At 55.4% G+C, this 22,909-nt stretch carries 19 protein-coding genes; 8 read left to right on the top strand and 11 right to left on the bottom strand.

Annotated features, from left to right (window positions below):
* The first annotated feature begins 170 nt into the window (after positions 1-170).
* Genes ACXIZX_RS09490 through ACXIZX_RS09475 form a run of 4 tightly spaced genes read left to right on the top strand, consistent with a single transcriptional unit; the run spans position 171 to position 4,657 of the window.
* Positions 171-2,789 carry a YdbH family protein gene (locus tag ACXIZX_RS09490; protein ID WP_479404047.1) on the top strand — a complete coding sequence of 873 codons (2,619 nt, stop codon included), beginning with the start codon at positions 171-173 and terminating at the stop codon, positions 2,787-2,789.
* Positions 2,786-2,974, top strand: a complete 189-nt coding sequence (locus ACXIZX_RS09485; RefSeq protein WP_008106429.1) for a YnbE family lipoprotein — start codon at positions 2,786-2,788, stop codon at positions 2,972-2,974. The genes ACXIZX_RS09490 and ACXIZX_RS09485 overlap by 4 nt, the downstream gene beginning before the upstream one ends.
* 11 nt (positions 2,975-2,985) lie before the next feature.
* Complete coding sequence (locus tag ACXIZX_RS09480) at positions 2,986-3,306, top strand: YdbL family probable chaperone protein (protein ID WP_008106428.1); 321 nt, start codon at positions 2,986-2,988, stop codon at positions 3,304-3,306.
* Between the two features lie 37 nt (positions 3,307-3,343).
* On the top strand, positions 3,344-4,657 hold the full coding sequence (locus ACXIZX_RS09475) for an MFS transporter (RefSeq protein WP_479404046.1): 1,314 nt from the start codon (positions 3,344-3,346) through the stop codon (positions 4,655-4,657).
* A gap of 5 nt (positions 4,658-4,662) precedes the next feature.
* Here the strand turns inward: ACXIZX_RS09475 and ACXIZX_RS09470 are convergent, their stop codons facing one another.
* The 3 genes from ACXIZX_RS09470 to azoR all read right to left on the bottom strand — a co-directional run bounded on the left by ACXIZX_RS09470 (position 4,663) and on the right by azoR (position 6,818).
* Positions 4,663-5,322 (bottom strand): NAD(P)H-binding protein, encoded by a 660-nt coding sequence (locus ACXIZX_RS09470; RefSeq protein WP_479404045.1) that lies wholly within the window; start codon positions 5,320-5,322, stop codon positions 4,663-4,665.
* 48 nt (positions 5,323-5,370) lie between these two features.
* Entirely contained in the window at positions 5,371-6,072 is a 702-nt protein-coding gene (locus ACXIZX_RS09465; RefSeq protein WP_479404866.1) for a GNAT family N-acetyltransferase, read from the bottom strand.
* A gap of 146 nt (positions 6,073-6,218) precedes the next feature.
* Positions 6,219-6,818 carry an FMN-dependent NADH-azoreductase gene (azoR, locus tag ACXIZX_RS09460; RefSeq protein ID WP_008106416.1) on the bottom strand — a complete coding sequence of 200 codons (600 nt, stop codon included), beginning with the start codon at positions 6,816-6,818 and terminating at the stop codon, positions 6,219-6,221.
* A 230-nt stretch (positions 6,819-7,048) separates the two neighbouring features.
* Here azoR and hrpA point away from each other — a divergent pair, with 230 nt between their 5' ends.
* A complete protein-coding gene (gene hrpA / locus ACXIZX_RS09455) occupies positions 7,049-10,945 on the top strand; it encodes an ATP-dependent RNA helicase HrpA (protein WP_479404044.1) in 3,897 nt (1,298 codons plus the stop codon).
* Positions 10,946-10,994: 49 nt separating this feature from the next.
* On the opposite strand, the gene ACXIZX_RS09450 is transcribed toward hrpA, so the two are convergent.
* From ACXIZX_RS09450 to rstA, 6 genes are all read right to left on the bottom strand, one after another.
* Positions 10,995-11,801, bottom strand: a complete 807-nt coding sequence (locus ACXIZX_RS09450; protein WP_061718815.1) for a trypsin-like serine peptidase — start codon at positions 11,799-11,801, stop codon at positions 10,995-10,997.
* 116 nt (positions 11,802-11,917) lie between these two features.
* The gene (gene ydgU, locus ACXIZX_RS09445) at positions 11,918-11,998 is read right to left on the bottom strand and encodes a small membrane protein YdgU (RefSeq protein WP_455843913.1); all 81 of its coding nucleotides are present in this window, start codon (positions 11,996-11,998) and stop codon (positions 11,918-11,920) included.
* An 80-nt stretch (positions 11,999-12,078) separates the two neighbouring features.
* On the bottom strand, positions 12,079-12,555 hold the full coding sequence (gene asr, locus ACXIZX_RS09440) for an acid resistance repetitive basic protein Asr (RefSeq protein WP_008106410.1): 477 nt from the start codon (positions 12,553-12,555) through the stop codon (positions 12,079-12,081).
* A gap of 170 nt (positions 12,556-12,725) precedes the next feature.
* The gene (locus ACXIZX_RS09435) at positions 12,726-14,213 is read right to left on the bottom strand and encodes a carboxypeptidase M32 (RefSeq protein WP_479404043.1); all 1,488 of its coding nucleotides are present in this window, start codon (positions 14,211-14,213) and stop codon (positions 12,726-12,728) included.
* Positions 14,214-14,225: 12 nt separating this feature from the next.
* Positions 14,226-15,536, bottom strand: a complete 1,311-nt coding sequence (gene rstB, locus ACXIZX_RS09430; protein WP_008106406.1) for a two-component system sensor histidine kinase RstB — start codon at positions 15,534-15,536, stop codon at positions 14,226-14,228.
* The gene (rstA, locus tag ACXIZX_RS09425) at positions 15,533-16,258 is read right to left on the bottom strand and encodes a two-component system response regulator RstA (RefSeq protein WP_008106404.1); all 726 of its coding nucleotides are present in this window, start codon (positions 16,256-16,258) and stop codon (positions 15,533-15,535) included. Before rstA ends, rstB begins: the two co-directional genes overlap by 4 nt.
* 176 nt (positions 16,259-16,434) lie before the next feature.
* Between rstA and ACXIZX_RS09420 the strand changes: the two genes are divergently transcribed.
* Positions 16,435-16,848: a hypothetical protein gene (locus ACXIZX_RS09420; protein WP_008106403.1), complete on the top strand. Its 414-nt coding sequence runs from the start codon at positions 16,435-16,437 to the stop codon at positions 16,846-16,848.
* On the opposite strand, the gene ACXIZX_RS09415 is transcribed toward ACXIZX_RS09420, so the two are convergent.
* Together ACXIZX_RS09415 and ydgH are read right to left on the bottom strand one after the other, a co-directional pair.
* A complete protein-coding gene (locus ACXIZX_RS09415) occupies positions 16,845-18,236 on the bottom strand; it encodes an amino acid permease (RefSeq protein ID WP_479404042.1) in 1,392 nt (463 codons plus the stop codon). The two genes, ACXIZX_RS09420 and ACXIZX_RS09415, sit on opposite strands and share 4 nt — an antisense overlap.
* Positions 18,237-18,460: 224 nt before the next feature.
* Positions 18,461-19,417: a DUF1471 family protein YdgH gene (gene ydgH, locus ACXIZX_RS09410; protein WP_008106399.1), complete on the bottom strand. Its 957-nt coding sequence runs from the start codon at positions 19,415-19,417 to the stop codon at positions 18,461-18,463.
* Between the two features lie 539 nt (positions 19,418-19,956).
* On the opposite strand from ydgH, the gene pntA reads away from it, so the two are divergent.
* Positions 19,957-21,486, top strand: a complete 1,530-nt coding sequence (gene pntA, locus ACXIZX_RS09405) for a Re/Si-specific NAD(P)(+) transhydrogenase subunit alpha (RefSeq protein WP_479404041.1) — start codon at positions 19,957-19,959, stop codon at positions 21,484-21,486.
* Positions 21,487-21,497: 11 nt separating this feature from the next.
* Positions 21,498-22,886, top strand: a complete 1,389-nt coding sequence (gene pntB / locus ACXIZX_RS09400) for a Re/Si-specific NAD(P)(+) transhydrogenase subunit beta (protein WP_479404040.1) — start codon at positions 21,498-21,500, stop codon at positions 22,884-22,886.
* The last annotated feature ends 23 nt before the right edge of the window (positions 22,887-22,909 follow it).

Below are 22,909 nucleotides of genomic sequence, written 5' to 3'. Positions count from 1 at the left end.
GTTTCGCTCCTGAAAAATGCAACGTCGGTATCACAACAGGATAACGTTTTCCGCGTCATTTTGCTGTTCTTCAGCCAGACTATGTCGCTAACACCTTCATTTGCCGGACGTAACATGCCATCATTTGGCTCCTCGTCAGGATTGTGTAAAGAACAGGAACGTTAACTGCCATGACGCGTGGCCTTCGCCGAACACTTGCTGCGCTGCTGGCGCTGATACTGCTGCTATTGGGATTGCTGCTGACGCTCACGCAATGGTTGCCGCGTCTGGCCGGTATCTGGCTGCCCGAAAATACCCGCGTAGAACTCAACGGCACGCCGCGCTGGCAGCAAGGTGCGCTGCATTTCCCGGCGGTGCGTTATCTGGCGGGCGATTGTGAACTGGCAAACGTCAGCGATGCGGCGCTTGGCTGGCAGCAAAAGCGCTGGCAGCTCAGCGCCGGTGAAGTGCAACTTAACAGCGACTGCCTGCAATCGCTGCCGCACAGCGAAGCCAGCGGTGCGCCGCGCAGCCTGGCCGACTGGCAGAAGATGTTGCCTGGCGCCGATGTGCATCTGCAAAAAATCACCATTCTGCCGTGGCAACAATATGCCGGTCGTTTCGATCTCACCTTAGATAAAGATGTACAGCGGCTGCATTATCAGGGCGACAACCTCAATGTGGATGCGCGTTTGCAAGGTCAGTTGCTGCAGATTGCCCAGCTGCAGCTCAGTCATCCTCTACTGCCAAAACCGCTCAATCTGCACGGCGATGTTACCTTGCCAACCTTTGCCGATGGCTTGCCGGTGGCGGGCGAACTCAGTGCCGACCTCAATGTTGTGCAGTGGCCGCAGCCGCTGGCGCTGACGCTTAACTGGCAGCAACAGCAAGGCACATTGACGGTGAAACAGCAGGATGACGATCAGCCGCTGCTGCAGCTGCCGTGGCAGGTCGACGAGCGGCAGATTCGTATTACGAAAGGCCAATGGCGCTGGCCACAGGCCGATCAGCCGCTATCGGGCGGCATGGCAGTGACGCTGGAAAACTGGCAGCAAGGGCTGGAAAACACGCTGGTCAGCGGGCGATTCAATCTGCTGACGCAAGGGCGCGGTGGCAAAGGCAATCTGGTATTGAGCGTCGGCCCCGGCAAACTGAGCATGGTCGACAGCGCTTTGCCGTTCCAGTTGACCGGTGAGAGCAAATTCGCCGATCTGCAGCTGTTTGGCAGTATGCCCGGCTTGCTGCACGGCGTGCTCACCGATCCGCAGTTGAGCCTGAAGCAGGGCGCGCTGCTGCGTTTGCGCGGGCGCTTGCTCTCAACGCTGGAAGTGGATGAAGCGCGCTGGCCGTTGGCGGGCGTAACGGTGGCGTCGCGCGGCATTAATGGTCGCCTGCAGGCGATCCTTAAGGCACACGATCCCAGCTTTGGTCGCTTCAGGTTGCATCTCGATGGGCGCGCCAGCGATTTCTGGCCGGACAGCGGCGTGTGGAACTGGCGTTATTGGGGTGACGGTCAGATCGAGCCGCTCACCGCCAAATGGGACGTGAAGGGCACCGGCAGCTGGCAGGACACCTTGATCAGCCTCGACACGCTGAATACCGGTTTCGATCAGCTGGCGTACGGCATGGTGCAAGTGGCTAAACCGCGCCTGACGCTCAACGCGCCGGTGCGCTGGCAGCGTGATCCGGATCATCCGGCGTTTAACGGCGGCTTCACGCTAAAGTCGGGTCAAACCCAGTTCAGCTACGGCGGCTGGCTGCCGCCATCAGAACTCAATTTTGAAGCCAAAGGCAGCGATCCCAGCCAGTTTATCTGGCGCGGTCAGCTGACGGCGCAGGATATTGGTCCGGTACGTGTGCATGGCCGCTGGGACGGCGAACGTCTGCGTGGCGAAGCCTGGTGGCCAGCGCAATCATTGACGGTGTTCCAGCCGCTGCTCAGCAGTGATTTGAAGATGCGTATTCAGTCGGGCGAACTGCGCGCGCAGGTAGCATTCTCGGCGGCCAGCGAGCAGGGCTTCGAAGCGGGCGGTCACTGGACGGTGAAAAACGGCAGCCTGTGGATGCCGGACAGTGAAATCAACGGTATCGATTTCTCGCTGCCGTTCCGCCTGAAGGATCATCAATGGCAGCTTGGGCGGCGCGGTCCGGTTTCACTGCGTATCGCCGAAGTGAAAAATCAGTTCTCGCTGCAAAACATCACCGCCGATTTGCAAGGTCACTATCCGTGGCAGGAGCGCCAGCCGTTAACGCTTAGCAACGTCAATCTTGATTTGTTAGGCGGACACGTCAGCATGCCCGAGCTGCGTATGCCGCAGCATGAAGCGGCGCGCGTCTCGCTGAAAGAGATCAATCTCAGCAAGCTGGTTACTGCGATTAAACCCAAGCAATTTGCCATGTCCGGCAAGGTGAATGGCGAGTTGCCGCTATGGGTAAACAATCCGCAATGGCTGATTGAAAAGGGCTGGATCGCCAACAGCGGCCCGCTGACCTTCCGGCTGGATAAAGATATGGCGGATGCCATTGTCAGCAATAACTTTGCGGCCGGAGCGGCGCTGGATTGGCTACGCTACATGGAGATCTCGCGTTCATGGGCCACCCTCGATCTGGATAACTTCGGCAATCTGATCATGCAGTCGGAAGTGAAAGGCGTGAGTCAGTTCAGCAACCGCCGACAGACCGTTGATCTGAACTACCGGCATCAGGAAAATTTGTTCCAGCTGTGGCGCAGCCTGCGCTTTGGCGATAATTTGCAATCCTGGGTGGAGCAAAATGCCACCTTACCCTCGAAGAAGGATCCCCAACCATGAGCCTCAGGGCATTACTGGTGCTGGCAGCCTGGCTGCCACTGATTGGCTGCGTGCCGCGCATTGAAGTTGCGGCGCCGAAGGAGCCAATCACCATCAATATGAACGTCAAAATTGAGCATGAGATTCACATCAAGGTGGATAAAGATGTGGAAGCGCTGCTGAAGAACCAGAGCGGACTGTTTTGAGGAGAAGCATGATGAAACGCAAGGGGATAGCGCTGCTTGCGGCGCTGCTGCTGATGCCTTCTGCCTGGGCGCTCACGCTGGATGAGGCGCGTCAACAAGGGCGTGTGGGCGAAACGCTCAGCGGCTATGTGGCGGCGCGTCAGCAGGACGAAGAGACGCTGGCGCTGGTCAAACGCATCAACGATGGCCGCCTGCAGCAATATCAGCGCGTGGCACAGCAAAATAACCTGAGCGCCAGTGAAGTGGCGCGCATTGCCGGCGAGAAGCTGGTGAATCGCGCGGGTAGCGGCGAGTATGTGCGCGGCATCAATGGGCAGTGGCTGCGTAAGTAAGATTTATCAGCGGATAATCTTTTTCTGGGAGCGTTAAATGCCAATGCCTCAAACTACAACGGATGCACAGAAGCGCGCCTTAATCGCCGGTTCAGTGGGCAATTTCATTGAATGGTACGAGTTTGCGGTCTATGGCTTCCTCGCGACGGTGATCGCGCAGAACTTCTTTCGCCTGCAGGGTGAAGCCGAGCTGACCGGCATTATTCTGACCTACGCCTCCTTCGCCATCGCCTTTTTCTTCCGTCCGTTGGGCGCGATATTTTTTGGTCGCATGGGCGATCGCATAGGGCGCAAGCCTACGCTGATTTTTGTCTTGATCATGATGACGCTGGTGACAACTGCGATCGGCGTTATTCCCACCTATGCCAGCATTGGCGTGGCGGCGCCGCTGATCATTACCGGGCTGCGTATTCTGCAAGGATTGTTTGCCGGAGGTGAATACGGCGGCGCGGTGTCATTAATGACGGAATTTGCCCCCAAGGGGCAGCGTGGGCGTTACGGGGCATGGCAATCATTCACCGTGGCGTTGGGCCTGCTGGCGGGCGCTGGCATTGTCGCATTGCTGTCGGCGGTGCTGAGTGCAGATGAGATGCACAGTTGGGGCTGGCGCATTCCTTTCTTCCTCGCCTTGCCGATGGGGATTGTGGCGCTGTGGCTGCGCTACAGCATGGAAGAAACGCCCAGTTTTGTGCGTCAGCAACAAACGAAAAATGCGCATCAGCCAGCGGCGGTGAGCGCCAGTTTTGCCGCAACGCTCAGGATTATCCTGCTGGCAATCTGCCGCGTGATGGTGTGGTCAGCGGCGGGTTATACCTATCTGGTGATCATGCCAACCTATCTGCAATCTTCGCTGCACACCGGCTTTAACCAGGCGCTGTTGATTGCGGTGATTTCTAACCTTGGCTTTGCTGCGACCATCATCCCTGCAGGTATTCTTAGCGATAAAATTGGACGCCGCAGCGTGATGGTTCTCGCGGCATGCTTGTTGCTGGTGCTGGCATTACCGTTACTGAAAGTGTTGCAGGCCGACTCTTCAACGCTGTTGATCAAGGCGCTGGTGGTGTTTGTTGCGGGTGGAATTGTTGGATTGCTGGCAGGACCAGGCCCGGCGATGCTAGCTGAAATGTTCCCGACGCGCGTTCGCTATACCGGGCTGGGTCTGGCTTATTCACTCTCTAACGCGCTTTTCTCAGGTTGTGCCGGATTGATTATCACCTCCCTGATTAAGCAAACGGGGAATCTCGATATCCCCGCCTGGTACATCATGGTTACGGCTGCGATCAGTATTCCGGCGCTGATGACGCTGAATAAAAAGGATCATTTGCGTTCATTGGATGAAGCCGAGAGTTGAAGGCGCTAGCGTGATGCCAGTGGTTTAATCGCTTCGCGCACCGGCATTTCACCGCCGGTCAACTCAATGATCACGCGGCTGACAGCCGGTTGTGCGATGAGTTCAGCCAGTGTCGCCGCTACGTCATCGCGAGGAATGTCGCCATACGGGATGGCCAAACCGGCACGCACCTTGCCTTGGCCTTCCTCATCCGTTAGCGTTCCGGGGCGTAAAATTACCCAATCCAGATCGCTTTGCGCCAGCTCGACATCGGCTGCTTTCTTCACGCGCATGTAGTTCTCGAAGGTGGCGGAGAGGTTTTTGTTTCTGCCAGCTTCGGGGAAGGCCGAGACCAGCAAAAAGCGCGAGATGCCGGCCTGCTGCGCGGCAGCAACCGCGGTGGTTAATCCTTTACCATCAATGGCGTTTGTCATCTCTTCACCACCTTTGCCACCGGCACCAGCGGTAAACACCACCACATCGCTGCCCGCCATTAGCGCGGCCAGGGATGTTGCGTCCAGCGCGGTTAAATCGCTGTTAACCGGCTCAGCACCCATTTCACGCAAAGACTGCTCCTGTTCCGCTTTGCGAAACAGCGGGCGCGCAACGTGCCCGTTTGCGGCCAGCAGTGATGCCAGACGACGGCCAATGTTGCCTGCGCCGCCAATGATAAATACGTTGGACATGAGTACCTCTGCAATTGCGTAGATAAAAGCTAGTCAGTATAGACAACGTCAATCTGCGGGGAAAAAGCTGCGCAGTTTTTGCGTTTCGCGCCCGTGCTGATCCATATTCTCTACCGCCAGCCATTCGCGTAAGGCCTGCTGAATCGCTGGCCATTCGCTATCAATGATCGACAACCAATCGGTATCGCGATTGCGCTGTTTACGCGTCATGGCCTGACGAAAGCGGCCTTCAAAGGTAAAGCCGATACGCTCTGCTGCGCGTCGTGAAGCCAGATTAAGGGAATCACAACGCCACGCCACGCGGCGATAACCGAGCGCAAAAGCCTGCTGCAACAGCAGATATATTGCTTCACTGCCCAACACGTTGCGCTGCATCAGCGGCGACCAGGTAACATGACCAATCTCAATCGCGCCATTCTGCATCTCGATATTGGCGAAACAGACCGCGCCAACCGCTTGCTGCTTAACCTGATCGATCACCGCATAACTGACTAATCCACTGTCGCCGATTTTGTTGGCGACCCAGTCGGTCATTTCAGCTAACGATTGCGGCTGCGATGCGCCGAGCCAGGTCCAGTCGCGATCGTCGGCTGCCAGTGAAAAGGCGGCAAAAAGGGCGGGCGCGTGACTGAGTTGAAGCGGTGCGAGATGGCAAAAACGGCCAGTGAGAATAACGGCGGGCGGGAAGGTGGCGGGCTGCCAGTCGGGTAACGCAAAACCGATGGGCTGACCATATTGATTGTGGTGTATCACTTCATCTCCTTTCGCTGTGCTGAAATCGACCATTCAGGGGCTGGCAAAGAAGTGCAGTATGGAGCTTTAAGCGCTTAGAAAACAACAGCAAAAAAAATGCCCGTCAGATAAGCCTGACGGGCATGCATCATAGTGAAAAATGATTACGCAGCAACAATTTGCTTGATGGCGTCTTTTGCATCGTTAGCCGCTTTGGTCGCCACTTCTGGACCATAAGCGATGCCTTCTGCGAACACGAAGTTCACGTCAGTGATACCGATGAAGCCGAGGAACAGTTTCACGTATGGCGTCAGCAGGTCGCTGGCCGTATCTTTGTGGATGCCGCCACGGCTGGAGAGAATCACCGCACGTTTACCGGTCACCAGACCTTCTGGGCCTGCTTCGGTGTAACGGAAGGTCACGCCAGCGCGGGCAATCAGGTCGAAGTAATTTTTCAACTGAGTTGGAATGTTGAAGTTGTACATTGGCGCGGCGATAACCACGGTGTCATGGGCTTGCAGTTCAGCAATCAGCTCATCGGAGAGAGACAGCGCTTCCTGCTGACGTGGAGACAGCGGTGCGTCGGATGGACGCAGTGCGCCAACCAGCTCACCATCCAGCACCGGAATCGGCTGCGCGGCTAAATCACGCACGGTAACTGAATCACCTTTAGCGCGTGCTTCGTCAGCGTAGAAGTCAGCCAGTTGATTTGACTGAGAGTAACCAGCGAGGATGCTTGATTTCAGAACTAAAACTTTGCTCATGGTATTTTCCTGTGCGTTACGCGGTTGGCTTACCGCTCAATGCTTTACACTGTACGGAGTTAGCCCGCGAGGTAAAAGCGCAATATTTCGAGATCTATGTTCGAAATAATTGAATAACCTCGCACGTCCCGTTCAGGCAGGTGTTCCAAATTGTGCTATGATGCCGACCATTAATTGCTTGAATCCGCCGGGAAATCATCTGCCCGCTGCAACAACAGGTACGCATCGCTATGTCATCATCCGACTCTTCATCTTTAGCCTCCCTTTGGCCGCGGCTCGATAATCTGACGCTGCGCGACAGTCAGCGTCTGCGACGTCGATTGCTGGGCGCTGCCAAGGTGAAAAATCCTGCGGCGCAGCAGGGCATTATGGCTGAGCTGGAGCCGGAATTTGTCGCGGCGGAGCAGCGCCTTGCGCAGCGCACGGCGGCGACACCGCGCATCACTTTCCCGGACAACCTGCCGGTCAGTCAGAAGCAGCAGGACATTGCCGATGCGATCAGTCAGCATCAGGTGGTGATCGTTGCGGGTGAAACCGGATCGGGTAAAACCACGCAGCTGCCAAAAATCTGTCTGGCGCTGGGGCGCGGAGTGAAAGGGCTGATTGGTCACACTCAGCCGCGTCGTCTGGCGGCGCGCACCGTGGCGAACCGCATTGCCGATGAGCTGGAAACCTCGCTCGGCGGCACCATCGGTTACAAGGTGCGCTTCAACGATCAGGTGAGCGAAACCACCCAGGTTAAGCTGATGACCGACGGTATCCTGCTGGCGGAAATCCAGCAGGATCGCCTGTTGCTGCAGTACGACACCATCATTATCGATGAAGCGCACGAACGCAGCCTGAATATCGATTTCTTGCTTGGTTATCTGCGCGAACTGTTGCCACGTCGTCCTGACTTAAAAGTCATCATCACGTCAGCCACCATCGATCCGCAGCGCTTCTCACGCCATTTCCACAATGCGCCGGTGATTGAAGTTTCGGGCCGTACTTATCCGGTGGAAGTGCGTTATCGTCCGATGGTCGAGGACGCTGACGATACCGATCGCGATCAGCTGCAGGCGATTTTTGATGCGGTCGATGAGCTGGGACAAGAGAGCCGCGGCGACATTCTGATCTTTATGAGCGGCGAGCGCGAAATCCGCGATACCGCCGATGCGCTGATGAAGCGAGATATTGCGCACACCGAGATTCTGCCGCTGTATGCGCGCCTGTCGAACGCCGAGCAAAACCGCGTGTTCCAGTCGCACAGCGGACGCCGCATCGTGCTGGCAACCAACGTAGCAGAAACCTCGCTGACCGTGCCTGGCATCAAATACGTTATCGATCCCGGCACCGCACGTATCAGCCGCTACAGCTTCCGTACCAAAGTGCAGCGCCTGCCGATTGAGCCGATTTCGCAGGCTTCCGCTAACCAGCGCAAAGGGCGCTGCGGACGCGTTTCGGAAGGTATCTGTATTCGCCTCTATTCCGAGGACGATTTCCTCAGCCGCCCGGAATTTACCGATCCCGAAATTCTGCGCACCAATCTCGCCTCGGTCATTTTACAGATGACGGCGCTGGGGCTGGGCGATATTGCTGCCTTCCCGTTTGTCGAAGCGCCGGACAAGCGCAACATTCAGGACGGCGTGCGCCTGCTGGAAGAGCTTGGTGCCATCACGCTGAGTGAAGACGAAACCTACAAGCTGACGCCTTCGGGTCGCCAGCTCGCCCAGTTGCCGGTCGATCCGCGTATGGCTCGCATGGTGCTGGAAGCGCAAAAGTTTGGCTGCGTGCGCGAAGCGATGATCATCACCGCGGCACTATCAATTCAGGATCCGCGTGAGCGTCCCGCTGATAAAAAGCAGGCATCTGACGAAAAGCATCGTCGTTTTGAGGATAAAGAGTCCGATTTCCTTGCCTTCGTGAATCTGTGGAATTACCTGCAGGAGCAGCAAAAAGCGCTCTCCAGTAATCACTTCCGCCGCTTGTGTAAAACCGAGTTCCTTAACTATCTGCGCGTGCGTGAATGGCAGGATATCTACACCCAACTGCGTCAGGTGGTGCGGGAACAAGGTATGCCGGTCAACAGTGAACCTGCGCCGTATCGTGAATTGCACTGCGCTTTGCTCACCGGTTTGCTGTCGCACATTGGGCAGAAAGATAACGACAAGCAGGAATTTACCGGCGCTCGCAACGCGCGCTTCTCCATCTTCCCCGGTTCAGGCCTGTTTAAGAAGCCGCCGAAGTGGACCATGGTGGCGGAACTGGTGGAAACCAGCCGTTTGTGGGGCCGCGTTGCCGCACGTATCGATCCGGAATGGATCGAACCGCTGGCGCAGCATCTGATCAAACGCAGCTACAGCGAACCGCACTGGGAAAAAGCGCAGGGCGCGGTGATGGCGACAGAAAAAGTGACGCTTTACGGCCTGGCGATTGTGCAGGCGCGCAAGGTCAATTACAGCCGCATCGATCCCCAGCTCAGCCGCGAGCTGTTTATCCGTCATGCGCTGGTGGAGGGCGATTGGCAGACGCGTCACGCGTTCTTCCGCAATAACCTGAAACTGCGTAACGAAATTGAAGATCTGGAACACAAATCGCGTCGTCGCGACATTCTGGTCGATGACGAAACGCTGTTCGCTTTCTACGATCGCCGCATCGGCAGCGATGTGGTGTCTGCGCGCCATTTCGATGCATGGTGGAAGCAAGCCAGCAAAGAGAATCCGGACCTGCTGAGCTTTGATAAGCAGATGCTGATCAAAGATGGCGCGGACAAAGTCAGCCAGCTCGATTACCCCAACTTCTGGCATCAGGGCAACCTGAAACTCAAGCTGAGCTATCAGTTTGAACCGGGCGCGGATGCCGATGGCGTGACAGTGCATATTCCGCTACCGCTGCTGAATCAAATCGAAGAGACCGGATTTGAGTGGCAAATTCCTGGCGTGCGTCGCGAGTTGGTTATCGCGCTGATCAAATCGCTGCCCAAGCCGGTGCGCCGCAATCTGGTGCCTGCGCCGAACTACGCCGAAGCGTTTCTTGGTCGCGTCACTGCGATGGAGCTGCCGTTGCTGGATGCGCTGGAACGCGAATTCCGCCGTATGACCGGCGTGATCATTGACCGTGAAGCCTGGCAGTGGGATCAGGTGCCCGATCACCTGAAAATGACTTTCCGCGTGGTAGACGAGCACAACCGTAAGCTGCAGGAAGGCAAGAATTTGCATCAACTGCGGCTGCTGCTGAAAGGCAAAGTGCAGGAAACGCTGTCGAAAGTGGCAGACGATGGCCTCGAGCAGAGCGGTTTGCACATCTGGAGCTTTGGCGATTTGCCGCAAAGCTACGAGCAGAAGCGTGGCAGCTATCAGGTCAAAGCCTGGCCGGCGCTGGTGGATGAAAAGGACAGCGTAGCAATTCGCCTGTTCGATAACGAAGTGGAACAGCAGAAAATGATGTGGCGCGGTCAGCGTCGCTTGCTGCTGCTCAACATTCCGTCGCCGACCAAGTATCTGCACGAGAAGCTGCCAAACAAAGCCAAACTCGGTTTGTACTTCAATCCGTACGGCAAAGTGCTGGAACTGATCGATGACTGCATCGCCTGCGGTGTGGATAAGTTGATGGCGGAGGCGGGCGGTCCGGCATGGCAACAGGAGAACTTCGAACAGCTACGCGACAAAGTGCGTGCCGATTTGAATGAAACCGTGGTCACCATCGCCAAACAGGTCGAACAGATCCTGACCTGCGTGTTCAATATCAACAAGTTCCTTAAGGGTCGCGTGGATATGTCGCTGGCGCTGGCATTAGGCGATATCAAAGCGCAGCTGAATGGCCTGGTGTATCGCGGTTTCGTGACCGGCAATGGCTGGTCGCGTCTCGGTGATACGCTGCGCTATCTGCAAGGTATTGAGCGCCGCCTCGAGAAACTTCCGGTGGATCCACACAGCGATCGTGCGCGCATGCTGAAAGTGCAGGCGGTGGAGCAGGCCTGGCAGACGTGGCGCAATAAATTGCCGCCGCAACGTCAGGATGATGCCGAAGTACAGGCGATTCGCTGGATGCTGGAGGAGTTGCGGATTAGCTATTTCGCGCAGCAACTGGGCACGCCTTATCCGATTTCGGATAAGCGTATTCTGCAGGCGATGGAGCAGTTGAGTTAATCAAGAGAGTGATGTGATGGAGGTCGCCATGAATGGCGACCCTACGTGATTATTGCGCTAGCTCTTCCAGCTTATCTTTAAAGGACGGCACTGCGATGGCGCGGTTATCGGCACGGTAACGATCGGCCGGCGCGGGTGCTGAACTCTGCACCGCAATCAACTGCCACTCATCACCGTTCTTCAACAGCAGAGGCGAACCGCTGTCGCCTGGCAAGGTATCGCACTGGTGCGACAGCACTGCGCGTTGTGCCCAACCGGTCACCAGACAATCGCTGTGCGAATAGAGCGTATCAAGATGATCGGCCGGATAACCGGCTTGTGTCACTTTACGTTGAGTGGTTTTCAACGCGGTGGTTAAATCGCCACGCGAACCGTCAAACAACGGAATCGGCACAATACCGGATGGCGGATTATGCAGAATAACCAGCCCATAATCGTAGGGCGCGGCGCCCGGCGGCACGATCCAGCCTTCGCCGTCTGCCTGCAACCGGCGCGCTAAAGAGGGTTCAACGCGCGCATCAATATCATGAATCTCGTAACGCCAGCCTTTGGCGCTGGCCATAAAACGCAGCGCCACCGGCTTATCAAACTTGCCGGGCGGAGCCAATAAACAGTGTCCGGCGGTCAATGCCAGATGGGCAGAAATCAGGGTGGCGGTGCAGAGGTTACCGCTTTCGGTCTCTAACTGACCGATGGCATCCCAGGGCGCGGCGCTCACGTCGCTAATCGCCTGGCGATGATCTTTGCCAAAGAACAACGTTTTGATGTCTTCCGGGCTTGGCCCATCTTCATCATCGGCATGTGCTGTGTGGTTAAAACTGAAAAGACCAACAAGTAACAGGATAGCCAGGCGCATAGTTCTCTCAATGGCGAGAATAAATAGAAGTTGTTGTCATCACGCTTGAGCGATAACTATAGTCGGTGAGCGGTGAAAAAGGGAGAAATATTGGAGTAATCAGCACGCTACAACGACTAGATAAAAAAGCTGGCTGCAACTATGCCACAGAGGATCATCACAATCAGAATAATTTCGAAGCGATAGCGACGCACCATTTTTCGCTACTCCAGTAAATAAACACCCGGCATAACCGGGTGTTTTCAATCATCAATACGGTGTTGGCGCTAAGAGAATCTTATTTAGCTGCTTTTTTCACTTTGTGATGCTTTTTAGCTGCCTGAGCTTTCTGCGCAGCTGGTTTAGTTACTTTTTTGTGGTGCTTTTTAGCAGCCTGAGCTTTCTGTGCAGCTGGCTTGGTTGCTTTATGGTGCTTTTTAGCAGCCTGGGCTTTCTGTGCAGCTGGTTTGGTTGCTTTTTTGTGGTGCTTTTTAGCAGCCTGGGCTTTCTGTGCAGCTGGCTTGGTTGCTTTTTTGTGATGCTTTTTAGCTGCCTGAGCTTTCTGTGCAGCTGGCGCTTTCTTCTCTACTTTCTTGTGTTTCTTAGCAGCCTGCGCTTTCTGAGCAGCTGGTTTTTTGTGATGAGCCATTTTGTGTTTAACTGGCGCAGCAGTTGTGGTTGCAGCAGCAGCTGGAGCAGCAGTTGTTTCAGCAGCGAAAGCAACAGAAGACATACCCATAGCAGCGGCGATCACCAGTGCAAATAATTTTTTCATTGCAAAATCCTCGAACTATTTTTTCATGTGTAGCCCACTGCGGGGCCGGTGAAAACACTATATGAAAAACAATTCAGGCTTTCCGTGAGGCATTGGTATCGGCGTGTAACGGATTGTACAAAGCGGCGTAAAGGAAGTGAAAAGGGCGGCCGCATGGGCCGCCGCGCAGTTTACTCAGAGAGATAACGTTGTTCAAGGTGCTGACGGAAATAGTGCGGATTCAGCGCTTCGCCGGTGGCATTGACCAGCAGCTGCTGCGTCGGGAAACGGCTACCGTGCTGCCAGATGTTCTGCTGTAACCAGTCAAACACCGGCTGCAAATCACCTTGTTGGATCAGCGTCTCGACCTGCGGAATCGCGCGCTTCACTGCCTGGAACAGCTGGGCCGCGTACATCGCGCCCAAGGTGTAAGTTGGGAAATAGCCAAACGCGCCGTCGGTCCAGTGAATATCCTGCATGCAGCCATCGCGATAATTACCGCGCGTATCAATGCCTAATGACTGCTGCATCTTCTCGTCCCACAACGCCGGGATATCATCAACCTCAATCTCGCCCTCAATCAGCGCGCGCTCAATCTCGTAACGTAAAATCACGTGCGCCGGATAGCTCAACTCGTCGGCGTCGACGCGAATAAAGCCCGGCTTCACGCGCTGCGTCTGACGAATGAAGTTGTTTAACTCCAGCGCAGGCTGATCGCCCATCAGCGCCACCACCTGCGGATGTATATGCTGCAGGAAGGCTTTACTGCGCCCCAGCTGCATCTCCATAAACAGGCTTTGCGACTCATGAATCGCGGTAGAACGCGCCTGCGCCACTGGCTGACCGCGCCACTGTTTTGGCAAATTCTGCTCGTAACGCGCATGGCCGGTTTCATGTATCACGCCCATCATGGCGCTGAGGAAGTCATTCTCGTTGTAACGCGTGGTAATGCGCACATCTTCCGGCACGCCGCCGCAGAACGGATGCGCACTCACATCTAACCGGCCGTGATTGAAATCGAAGCCCAGCGTTTTCATCACGCTCAGGCCCAGCTGTTTCTGTGATTCGATGGCAAACGGACCGACCGGCTGCGCGATCGGCGTTTGCTGCTGCTTCGCCACTGCTTTTTGCAATAGGTCGGGCAACCAGCTTTTCAAATCGCCAAAGGTTTGCTCCAGCTGCGCGCTGGTCATGCCCGGCTCAAACACATCCAGCAGCGCATCGTAGCGCGATACGCCAAGCGCATCGGCACGCAGCTGCGCCTCTTCACGGCTCAGCTTCACCACTTCTTTCAGATTGGCGGAGAAACCTTGCCAGTCGTTCGCTGGACGCTGCTGACGCCAGGCGTGCTCACAGCGCGAACCGGCCAGCGACTTGGCTTCCACCAGTGACGCAGGCAGCAGCGTGGCTTGCTGCCAGGCGCGCTGCATCTCGCTCAGGTTAACCTGCTCGACATCATTTAGAGATTCCTGCTGCGCGGCATCAAACAGCCCGCCGAGGCGTTTATCGGTCAGCACTTCGTGCATGAACACGCTCAGTTCGGCCATCGCTTCACCGCGTGCCTGGCTGCCGCCCGGCGGCATGGTGGTTTGCATATCGACACCGGCAATGGCGCCTAAATGGCCAAAGCGGGAGAGACGCTGAAAAGTGCGGCTAAGTTCTTGATAAGCTGAAGTCACGTAAAAAGCTCCTTATGACGGTAAGCGTGGCGCAATGTCCCGCAAGGGTAGATCAACCGGCCAGCAAAAGCGAACGCTGGCGCCGCCGAGCGGGCTGCTCTCAATCGAGACATTTCCCTGCATCGCCAGCGCAATAGAGTGGACGATCGCCAGACCCAAACCACAGCCGCCGGTGGCGCGATCGCGGCTCGGATCGAGGCGGACAAAAGGTTCAAACACGCGAGCGCGCTCTTCCTGCGGAATGCCCGGACCGTCGTCTTCCACCTGCAAACAGCCTAGCGCGCCATCAAACCATAAGCTGACGCGTAAACGCTGTTGCGCATAGCGCAGGGCGTTATTCACCAGGTTATCCAGTACGCGCTCCATCAGGCGCGTATCGGCACTGCCGACGTTCTCCAGCTGCGGGATATCTAGCGCAATCTGCGTCTGCGGATTCATGGTTTGCACATCTTCGATATGCACACGCAGCCATTGCGCCAGATCGAAAGATTGCAGATGGAGATCAACGCGCGGACGATCGAGGCGTGCATACGTCAGCAACTCCTCAATCAAACTCTCCAGCTGACCCACATCGCGGTTCAGCGCGGCGGATTCCGCATCGGTGAGGTTATCGCTCATCTCCAGCCGGTAACGCAGCCGCACCAGCGGCGTTCGCAACTCGTGCGCGATGCCGTCAATCAGCTGTTTCTTGCTGGCAACCAGCGTGTTGATGTTCTCCGCCATCTGATTAAACGCCACGCCAAGACTGTGCAGGCTGGAGGTGCTTTCAAAATGGGTGCGCACGTCGAGTTCGCCACGGCCAAAACGCTCGGCGGCTTTCTCCAGCCGCTGCATCTCTTGCCAGTGCGGACGCAGCCAGATAAATACCGGCAGCGCCAGCGACATACCAATAAACGCCAGCAGCGCGATATCCAGAATGCGCATCTGGTGCAGGTAGAAAAGGTAAGGGATCGGGCCAACGGAAAGCACATAATGGCTGCGCGGAATATGCTGTAAGAAGGTGTACTGATCGTCAATCGCCACGATTTCGCCGGCGCGCAGGCGCTTCATGTCCGCGTCACCCAGCTGATATTTGCTCATCGGCTCAATATTCAGGTCAAATGACAGATCGAGATCGAGGCTGCGAATGGTTTTGCTCCAGTCGCGCGGCGGGATCTCGCGCAGTTCGCTGCGCATCAAAAACAGCGAACTGGCCATCAAATCGTTCATTGACTGGCGTCCGGCGCGTTCGGCGGTGAATTTGTACACCAGCCCAACCAGCAACGTCATCACCAGAAAACAGACGAACAGCAGCAAATAGAACTGAATGAAGAGCTTTCTCATGCGGAACGGGTATCCCAGGCCTGAGGCGCGAACAGATAGCCTTTGTTACGGATGGTTTTGATGCGGAACGGCTCGGTGGCGCTGTCGTACAGTTTTTTGCGCAGGCGAGAAATCGCCACATCAATGCTGCGATCCATGCCATCGTAGGTGACGCCGCGCAGGGTTTTCAGCAGCGCATCGCGATTGAGGATTTGCCCGGCGTGATTAGCCAGTTCCCACAGCAGATCGAAATCGGCGGTGGACAGTACAATATTTTCCTCGAACAGCGTCACCTGACGATTGAGCGAGTCGATGGTCAGTGAACCGAATCGCAGCACGCGCTGCGAACTTTGAATGGCGGGCGTCACTTCCGGCTGACCGACGTGCGCCTGACGCAGATGCAAACGCAGGCGCGCCAGCAACACCGCTGGCGGCGTGGTTTTAAGGATGTAATCGTTAGCGCCCATTTCCAGTGACAGAATATGGTTCATGTCGCTGTCGAGTGAGGTGAGCAACACAATCGGACCTTGCCAGCTGGCACGCAGATCGCGGCACAATGTCATGCCATCTTTACCAGGTAACATGATATCCAGCATCACTAAATCGGGATCGTGCAGGGCGATGGTGGCTTCGGCGCGGTCACCGCGCGTTTCAACAATAACTTCAATATCGTGGCGGCCAAGGTAAGCGGCGATCAATTCGCCTACTTCTGGCTCATCTTCCACATAGACGATTTTGTTCATAATTCACTGTGACGGATGAGAATGCCAGCAGCATAGCTTTTCCTGGTCCTGAGCTCTACGTTACCGCACGAAATATCCCTGCGTTACTGGTATGTATACCGTGAAATGTGCCATCATTAGCGGCGCGTTGTAGCGCAAGGTTCGGAACCGTAACGAAAAACAGGAGGAGTGCGAGAGTGTCTGATAAAGAGCTGGCTTCAGCCGGATACAGTGATCGCATCTGCTTCAATTACAGTGATTTTCTCTCCGCTTCCTGCAAAAAACGCTGGAGTTTTGTCGATGCCATTTATGGCGTGATGCCTATCTTTGGCATGGTGACGCGTAAATCGGCGCACAACCTTCAGGCCAGCGACGATCATCTGAAAGAATTAGCATTACAAATCATTTCAACGCAGGTGAGCGATGAGATTAATATCGCGCGCCTTATCACGTTGGCCGAGCAACAGCACATCAGCCGCTTTGATATTCAGCTGCCATATCCGCTGTCAGCCGAGCAGCTTGACGCTATTCATCAGGAATACCGTAAACCGCTCAATCTGACACAGCAGGATGACCTGCTGTGTGTTTCCATTCCGGTCCAGCCGCACTAATTCGTTAGCTGCCACAACGCGGGCAGTGACGCCGCCATCAACAACACAATCGCAATGCGCTCCAACTGTGACAACATCTTGTCGCCACGGCCTCCGCGTCGTGCGTACAGGAACAGCAGCAATCCAGGCGCATAGAGCACAACAGAGAGCAGCAGATGCAAGGGACCCGACGCATACAGCAGCCAAATGCCGTACGCGCTGGCGCCGACGCCGGTAAACATCGCCCAGGGTTTGTTCTGCCCGCGCACCACCTTAATCAGATACAGACCCACCAGCAGATAGGGCACCAAAATCATTTCTGAAGCGATGGTCAGCAGCGTGTTGTAATCCGCGCCGGTTAAGGCGATCAAGATCAGGCAAACCTGCACGCTGCCGTTGGTCAGCCATAACGAGGCAGAAGGAGAGTTGTGGCGATTCTGGCGCGCGATGCTGCGCGGGAAGGCACCTTGCTGCGCGGCAAGGAACGGCACTTCAGCGGCCATAATCGTCCAGCTCAGATAGGCGCCGCACACCGAAATAATCAATCCGACCGCAATCACCGCATCGCCCCAATGACCGAGTAGATGCTTCATCAAACCAGCCATGGAAGGATTGCGCATCTGTGCCAGTTCGGCTCGCGGAATCACGCCTAACGACAGCAGCGTAACCAGCAAATAAACCAACAGCGCGGCCAGCACCGCCATAAGCGTAGCGCGTCCGACATCTTGCTTATTTCGCGCACGCGCGGAAACCACCACCGCGCCTTCGACACCAATAAACACCCATAAGGTGATCAGCATGGTTTGCTTCACTTGCTGCCATAGCGGCTGACCGAGTTCGACACCGCTGAAATCAAAGCGGAAGCCATCGTAGTTGAACGCCAGCAGCGCCAGCACCACAAACAGCAGCAGCGGCACCAGCTTGCCCAGCGTCGCCAGCAAATTAATGCTGGCCGCAGTTTGCACGCCGCGCAGCACCAGGCAATGCACCAGCCACAGCAGCACCGACGCGCCAAGCATTGCTTGCCACGTATTGCCATCGCCAAACACCACGCGATCCGGCGTGTCGGTAAAGAAGCTCAGCGCCGAAAAGACAATCACCAGATAAGAGACGTTGGCGATTACCGCACACAGCCAATATCCCCACGCCGAGCAGAAGCCCATCAGCTCACCAAAGCCGGCGCGCGCATAGGTAAAGATTCCGCCATCCAACTCGGGTTTCAGCCGCGTCAGTAACAGCATGGCAAGCGACAGGAAGATGATGCCAACGCCGGTGATCAGCCAGCCGATCAGCAGCGCCGCCGGGCCGGCAACCGCCGCCATGTTTTGCGGCAGGCTGAACACGCCAGCGCCCAGCATTGAGCTGAGTACCAACGCGGTGAGCGCACTAAGACCTAATTTTTTATCCAAAACGCCCATCCTAAGCAGCAGAGTATGCTGGGTGGTGGCGATTCCGCTGGAGTCTCGCGTGGCAGTTAGCCAACTTTGAAACGGAATCCCCTAAAAATAGGCGGCAGATTTTACGGAGTGCAAAGGGGGAAGGCAATGCAAGACTATGCAAATCTGCGCACAGATTATGCAGTCAGTATGAAGGAGATTTTGAAAAGGGCGACGGACGTCGCCCTTAATCGGAATTACTTGAACAGATCTGCAGTGACGGTCAGGTTACCGCCGCTCTGGTTCTGCCATTGACGCGTGATGTGATAGTACTTAGCGCCTTTTTCTACGGCACGTTTACCAACCGCTTCAGAGATTTCGGTTGGGGTACCGAAGTGATCGGAGAAGGTGATGGTATCAAACGGCTGCATCTGCGCAGCAGTAATCGCGTTCACTTCCTGCACGCTGCGGCCATCGGCGGTTTTTACCGTGTAACGTTGACCGGTTGAGCTTTGCGTTTCGAAGAAACGACCTACGTTACGGCTTGGCGTCTCAGAAGAGGCCACGCCTGGGATCGCCACTTTCGCTGCCGCCGCACCGCCAGCAGCCAGAGCTGCTTTACCGGCTTCAGAATCCGCTGGGATCGAATCAGAGGTGTTCTGAACTTTACGTTCTGGCGCATCTGCCTTGTAAACATAAGCGGTCACGTATTGGTTGCCGCCGTTGTTGGCATCAACCTGACGCACGATAAAGAAGGATGCCGCACCTTTATTTTTAGCTGCCTTGGCAATCGCTTCATTAACATCTGGCTGGCTTGAGAAGAAACCATTAACCGATACGGTATCGTAAGGCTCAAGGCGATACGCTTCTGCTTTCGGCAGCTCTTTCACGCCGGAGAAGGTGCGGTATTTAGTGGAGTCATCCGCTTTTGGTGCGTTGGCTTTATACAAATCAGCCGTTACGCGCCAGTTACCGCCGTTGCCGTTGCTATCATTAATACCCTGAACATAGAAAGAGTCAGCGCCTTTGGCATCGGCTTGTTTGGAGATGGCATCAGTTGCATCGCCAATGGCATTGAAACGGCCGCTGATATTAATACGTTCGAATGGTTTCAACGCGGCCGCTTGCTCTGGCGTTAACTCTTTAGCAGCAAACGCATTTGCCGCCAGCAGTGATAACAAGGTTGACGCCAGAATGGTGTTCTTCAGCTTCATAAAAATGATCCTTCGCCTTACGCAAAATGAGTACGAAAACGTGCTGGACTCTTGATGTATAACAGATTAGCCGCTGATTATTGCATGTAATAATCGGCCTGTCTCAGCCAATTTAAGCGCATAACATTGACAATCTCTGCCATTTATTCATCGACCTGTCATTGACTTCTGATACGGCTCTTTTTTGCACAGATAACCACTTATTCTGGTAACACTTAGTGCCATAATAGTTATCGCATTGTTAAATAAAGGTTTTTTATAATACTTAATTCGACATGACACGATTTTGCGCAGCAGAATATTTTTTAATAAACACCAAATGCAGTGGCAAAACGTGGCATTCAATCTTTGCGTCTGAATATTTGTGTGAATGTCATAAGTAGGCGTTATCGCTGTGGATCACTCTTCATATTTTCAGTAGGTTATAAAGACTTTGTTACATTGTGCATTTTGCTCATAAAAAGCTGAAACACTGTTTCGGCTTTTGAGCTTTTTGCCACTTACAGAACCTCATCCTTTAATTGTTGAAAGGAAACAGTATGTTAATTGGGATACCCAAAGAACGGTTAGCTAATGAGTCGCGCGTGGCCGCCACGCCAAAGACCGTTGAGCAACTGATCAAGCTGGGATTTAGCGTCACCGTTGAACAGAGCGCAGGACTTCGCGCCAGCTTTGATGATGAAAGCTTTATCGCCGTCGGCGCCACAATCACCAACACTCACGACGTCTGGCAGTCAGACATCGTGTTAAAAGTGAATGCGCCTGACGATCAGGAGATCGAACTGACGCGCGCCGGTAGCACGCTGGTGAGCTTTATCTGGCCTGCACAGAATCCAGCGCTGCTTGAGAAACTGGCAGCACGCAACGTCACCGTGATGGCGATGGATTCGGTGCCGCGTATTTCACGTGCGCAGGCGCTGGATGCGTTGAGCTCAATGGCGAACATCGCGGGCTATCGTGCCATCGTTGAAGCCGCGCATGAATTCGGCCGCTTCTTCACTGGTCAAATCACCGCTGCCGGTAAAGTACCGCCAGCAAAAGTGCTGGTGATTGGTGCGGGCGTCGCGGGATTAGCGGCAATCGGTGCGGCAGGCAGTTTGGGTGCCATCGTGCGTGCGTTCGACACGCGTCCGGAAGTGAAAGAGCAGGTGCAGAGTATGGGCGCCGAGTTCCTTGAGCTGGACTTCGAAGAAGAAGCGGGCAGTGGCGATGGTTATGCCAAAGTGATGTCTGAAGCCTTTATCAAGGCGGAGATGGAGCTGTTTGCCGCGCAGGCGAAAGACGTCGACATTATTGTTACCACAGCGCTGATTCCTGGTCGCCCGGCACCGAAGCTGATTACTGCTGAGATGGTTGCCAGCATGAAGCCGGGCAGCGTGATCGTCGATCTGGCCGCGCAAACCGGCGGTAACTGTGAATTGACGGTTGCCGATCAGGTGACCTTAACCCCCAACGGCGTGAAGATTATCGGTTACACCGATTTGCCAAGCCGTCTGCCAACCCAATCCTCACAGCTTTACGGCACCAACCTTGTCAACCTGCTGAAACTGCTGTGCAAAGAGAAAAACGGCGAAATCACCGTTGATTTCGAAGACGTCGTAGTGCGTGGCGTGACGGTGATTCGTGATGGCGAAGTGACATGGCCAGCGCCGCCGATTCAGGTTTCCGCCGCGCCGAAAGCGCAACCTGCCGCACAGCCGCTGCCAAAGGCTGAAGCCAAGCCGGTTTCACCGTGGCGCAAGTATCTGCTGCTGGCGTTGGCGGTGGTGCTGTTTGCCTGCCTGGCAAACGTGGCGCCAGCGGACTTCCTGTCGCACTTTACCGTCTTCGCGCTCTCTTGCGTGGTCGGCTATTACGTGGTGTGGAACGTGAGTCACGCTTTGCACACGCCGTTGATGGCCGTCACCAACGCCATTTCCGGCATTATTGTGGTGGGTGCGGTGCTGCAGATGGGGCACGGCGGTTGGGTAACGATTCTGTCGTTTATCGCCGTGCTGATCGCCAGCATCAATATCTTCGGTGGTTTCACCGTCACCCAGCGCATGCTGAAAATGTTTCGTAAGAATTAAGGGGTAGCAACATGTCTGGCGGATTAGTTACTGCAGCATATATTGTTGCCGCGATTCTGTTTATTTGCAGCCTTGCCGGTCTCTCGAAACACGAGACCTCTAAGCAGGGTAATATTTTTGGCATGAGCGGCATGGCGATTGCGCTGCTTGCCACCATTTTTGGCCCGAACACCGGTAACGTTGCCTGGATTCTGGTGGCGATGGTGATTGGTGGTGCGATTGGCTTGCGTCTGGCGAAGAAAGTCGAAATGACCGAAATGCCGGAGCTGGTTGCCATTCTGCACAGCTTTGTAGGTTTGGCGGCGGTGTTAGTGGGCTTCAACAGCTACATCGATCACGCGCCGGGCCTCGCGCCGGTGATGGAAAATATCCATCTGACCGAAGTGTTCCTCGGCATCTTCATCGGTGCGGTGACCTTCACCGGTTCACTGGTGGCGTTTGGCAAACTGCGCGGCAAGATCTCCTCTTCAGCGCTGATGCTGCCGCATCGTCATAAGATGAACCTCGCGGCGCTGGTGGTTTCCTTCCTGCTGATGCTGTGGTTCGTGCAAACCGATAGTATTGGCGCGCAGGTGTTTGCGCTGCTGCTGATGACCATCATTGCGCTGGTGTTTGGCTGGCATCTGGTGGCGTCGATCGGCGGTGCGGATATGCCGGTTGTGGTTTCGATGCTGAACTCTTACTCCGGTTGGGCAGCGGCGGCGGCGGGCTTCATGCTGAGCAATGACTTGCTGATCGTTACCGGTGCGCTGGTCGGTTCTTCCGGTGCCATCCTCTCTTACATCATGTGTAAAGCGATGAACCGCTCCTTTATCAGCGTAATCGCCGGTGGTTTTGGTACCGACGTAAGCGTGGGCGGCGAAAGCGATGAAGTCGGCGAGCACCGCGAAATTACCGCAGAAGAGACCGCAGAAATGCTGAAAGCCTCTTCTTCTGTGGTGATCACGCCTGGTTATGGCATGGCGGTGGCACAGGCGCAGTATCCGGTGGCTGAGATTACCGAAAAGCTGCGCGCACGCGGTATCAAGGTTCGCTTTGGTATTCACCCGGTTGCTGGTCGTCTGCCTGGTCACATGAACGTGCTGCTGGCGGAAGCGAAAGTACCTTACGATGTGGTGCTGGAAATGGACGAGATTAACGATGACTTCAGCGATACCGATACCGTGTTGGTAATCGGCGCGAATGACACCGTTAACCCAGCCGCACTGGAAGATCCGCGCAGTCCAATCGCTGGCATGCCAGTGCTGGAAGTGTGGAAAGCGCAGAACGTGATTGTGTTTAAACGCTCGATGAGCACTGGATACGCGGGCGTACAGAATCCGCTGTTCTTTAAAGACAATACGCAGATGCTGTTTGGTGATGCGAAAGCGAGCGTGGAAGGTATTCTGCGCGCGCTGTAAAAAAGAAGGGCGATGATGTGACT

The organism is Candidatus Pantoea symbiotica (assembly GCF_056491525.1).
The sequence above is the reverse complement of the archived record's forward strand: the minus strand, read 5'-3'. Positions and strand labels throughout refer to the sequence as shown.

Coding starts and splice junctions, on each gene's coding strand:
- ACXIZX_RS09490 (WP_479404047.1), top strand. CDS start 171: ATGACGCGTGGCCTTCGCCGAACACTTGCTGCGCTGCTGGCGCTGATA.
- ACXIZX_RS09485 (WP_008106429.1), top strand. CDS start 2,786: ATGAGCCTCAGGGCATTACTGGTGCTGGCAGCCTGGCTGCCACTGATT.
- ACXIZX_RS09480 (WP_008106428.1), top strand. CDS start 2,986: ATGAAACGCAAGGGGATAGCGCTGCTTGCGGCGCTGCTGCTGATGCCT.
- ACXIZX_RS09475 (WP_479404046.1), top strand. CDS start 3,344: ATGCCAATGCCTCAAACTACAACGGATGCACAGAAGCGCGCCTTAATC.
- ACXIZX_RS09470 (WP_479404045.1), bottom strand. CDS start 5,322: ATGTCCAACGTATTTATCATTGGCGGCGCAGGCAACATTGGCCGTCGT.
- azoR (WP_008106416.1), bottom strand. CDS start 6,818: ATGAGCAAAGTTTTAGTTCTGAAATCAAGCATCCTCGCTGGTTACTCT.
- hrpA (WP_479404044.1), top strand. CDS start 7,049: ATGTCATCATCCGACTCTTCATCTTTAGCCTCCCTTTGGCCGCGGCTC.
- ACXIZX_RS09450 (WP_061718815.1), bottom strand. CDS start 11,801: ATGCGCCTGGCTATCCTGTTACTTGTTGGTCTTTTCAGTTTTAACCAC.
- ydgU (WP_455843913.1), bottom strand. CDS start 11,998: ATGGTGCGTCGCTATCGCTTCGAAATTATTCTGATTGTGATGATCCTC.
- asr (WP_008106410.1), bottom strand. CDS start 12,555: ATGAAAAAATTATTTGCACTGGTGATCGCCGCTGCTATGGGTATGTCT.
- rstB (WP_008106406.1), bottom strand. CDS start 15,536: ATGAGAAAGCTCTTCATTCAGTTCTATTTGCTGCTGTTCGTCTGTTTT.
- rstA (WP_008106404.1), bottom strand. CDS start 16,258: ATGAACAAAATCGTCTATGTGGAAGATGAGCCAGAAGTAGGCGAATTG.
- ydgH (WP_008106399.1), bottom strand. CDS start 19,417: ATGAAGCTGAAGAACACCATTCTGGCGTCAACCTTGTTATCACTGCTG.
- pntA (WP_479404041.1), top strand. CDS start 19,957: ATGTTAATTGGGATACCCAAAGAACGGTTAGCTAATGAGTCGCGCGTG.
- pntB (WP_479404040.1), top strand. CDS start 21,498: ATGTCTGGCGGATTAGTTACTGCAGCATATATTGTTGCCGCGATTCTG.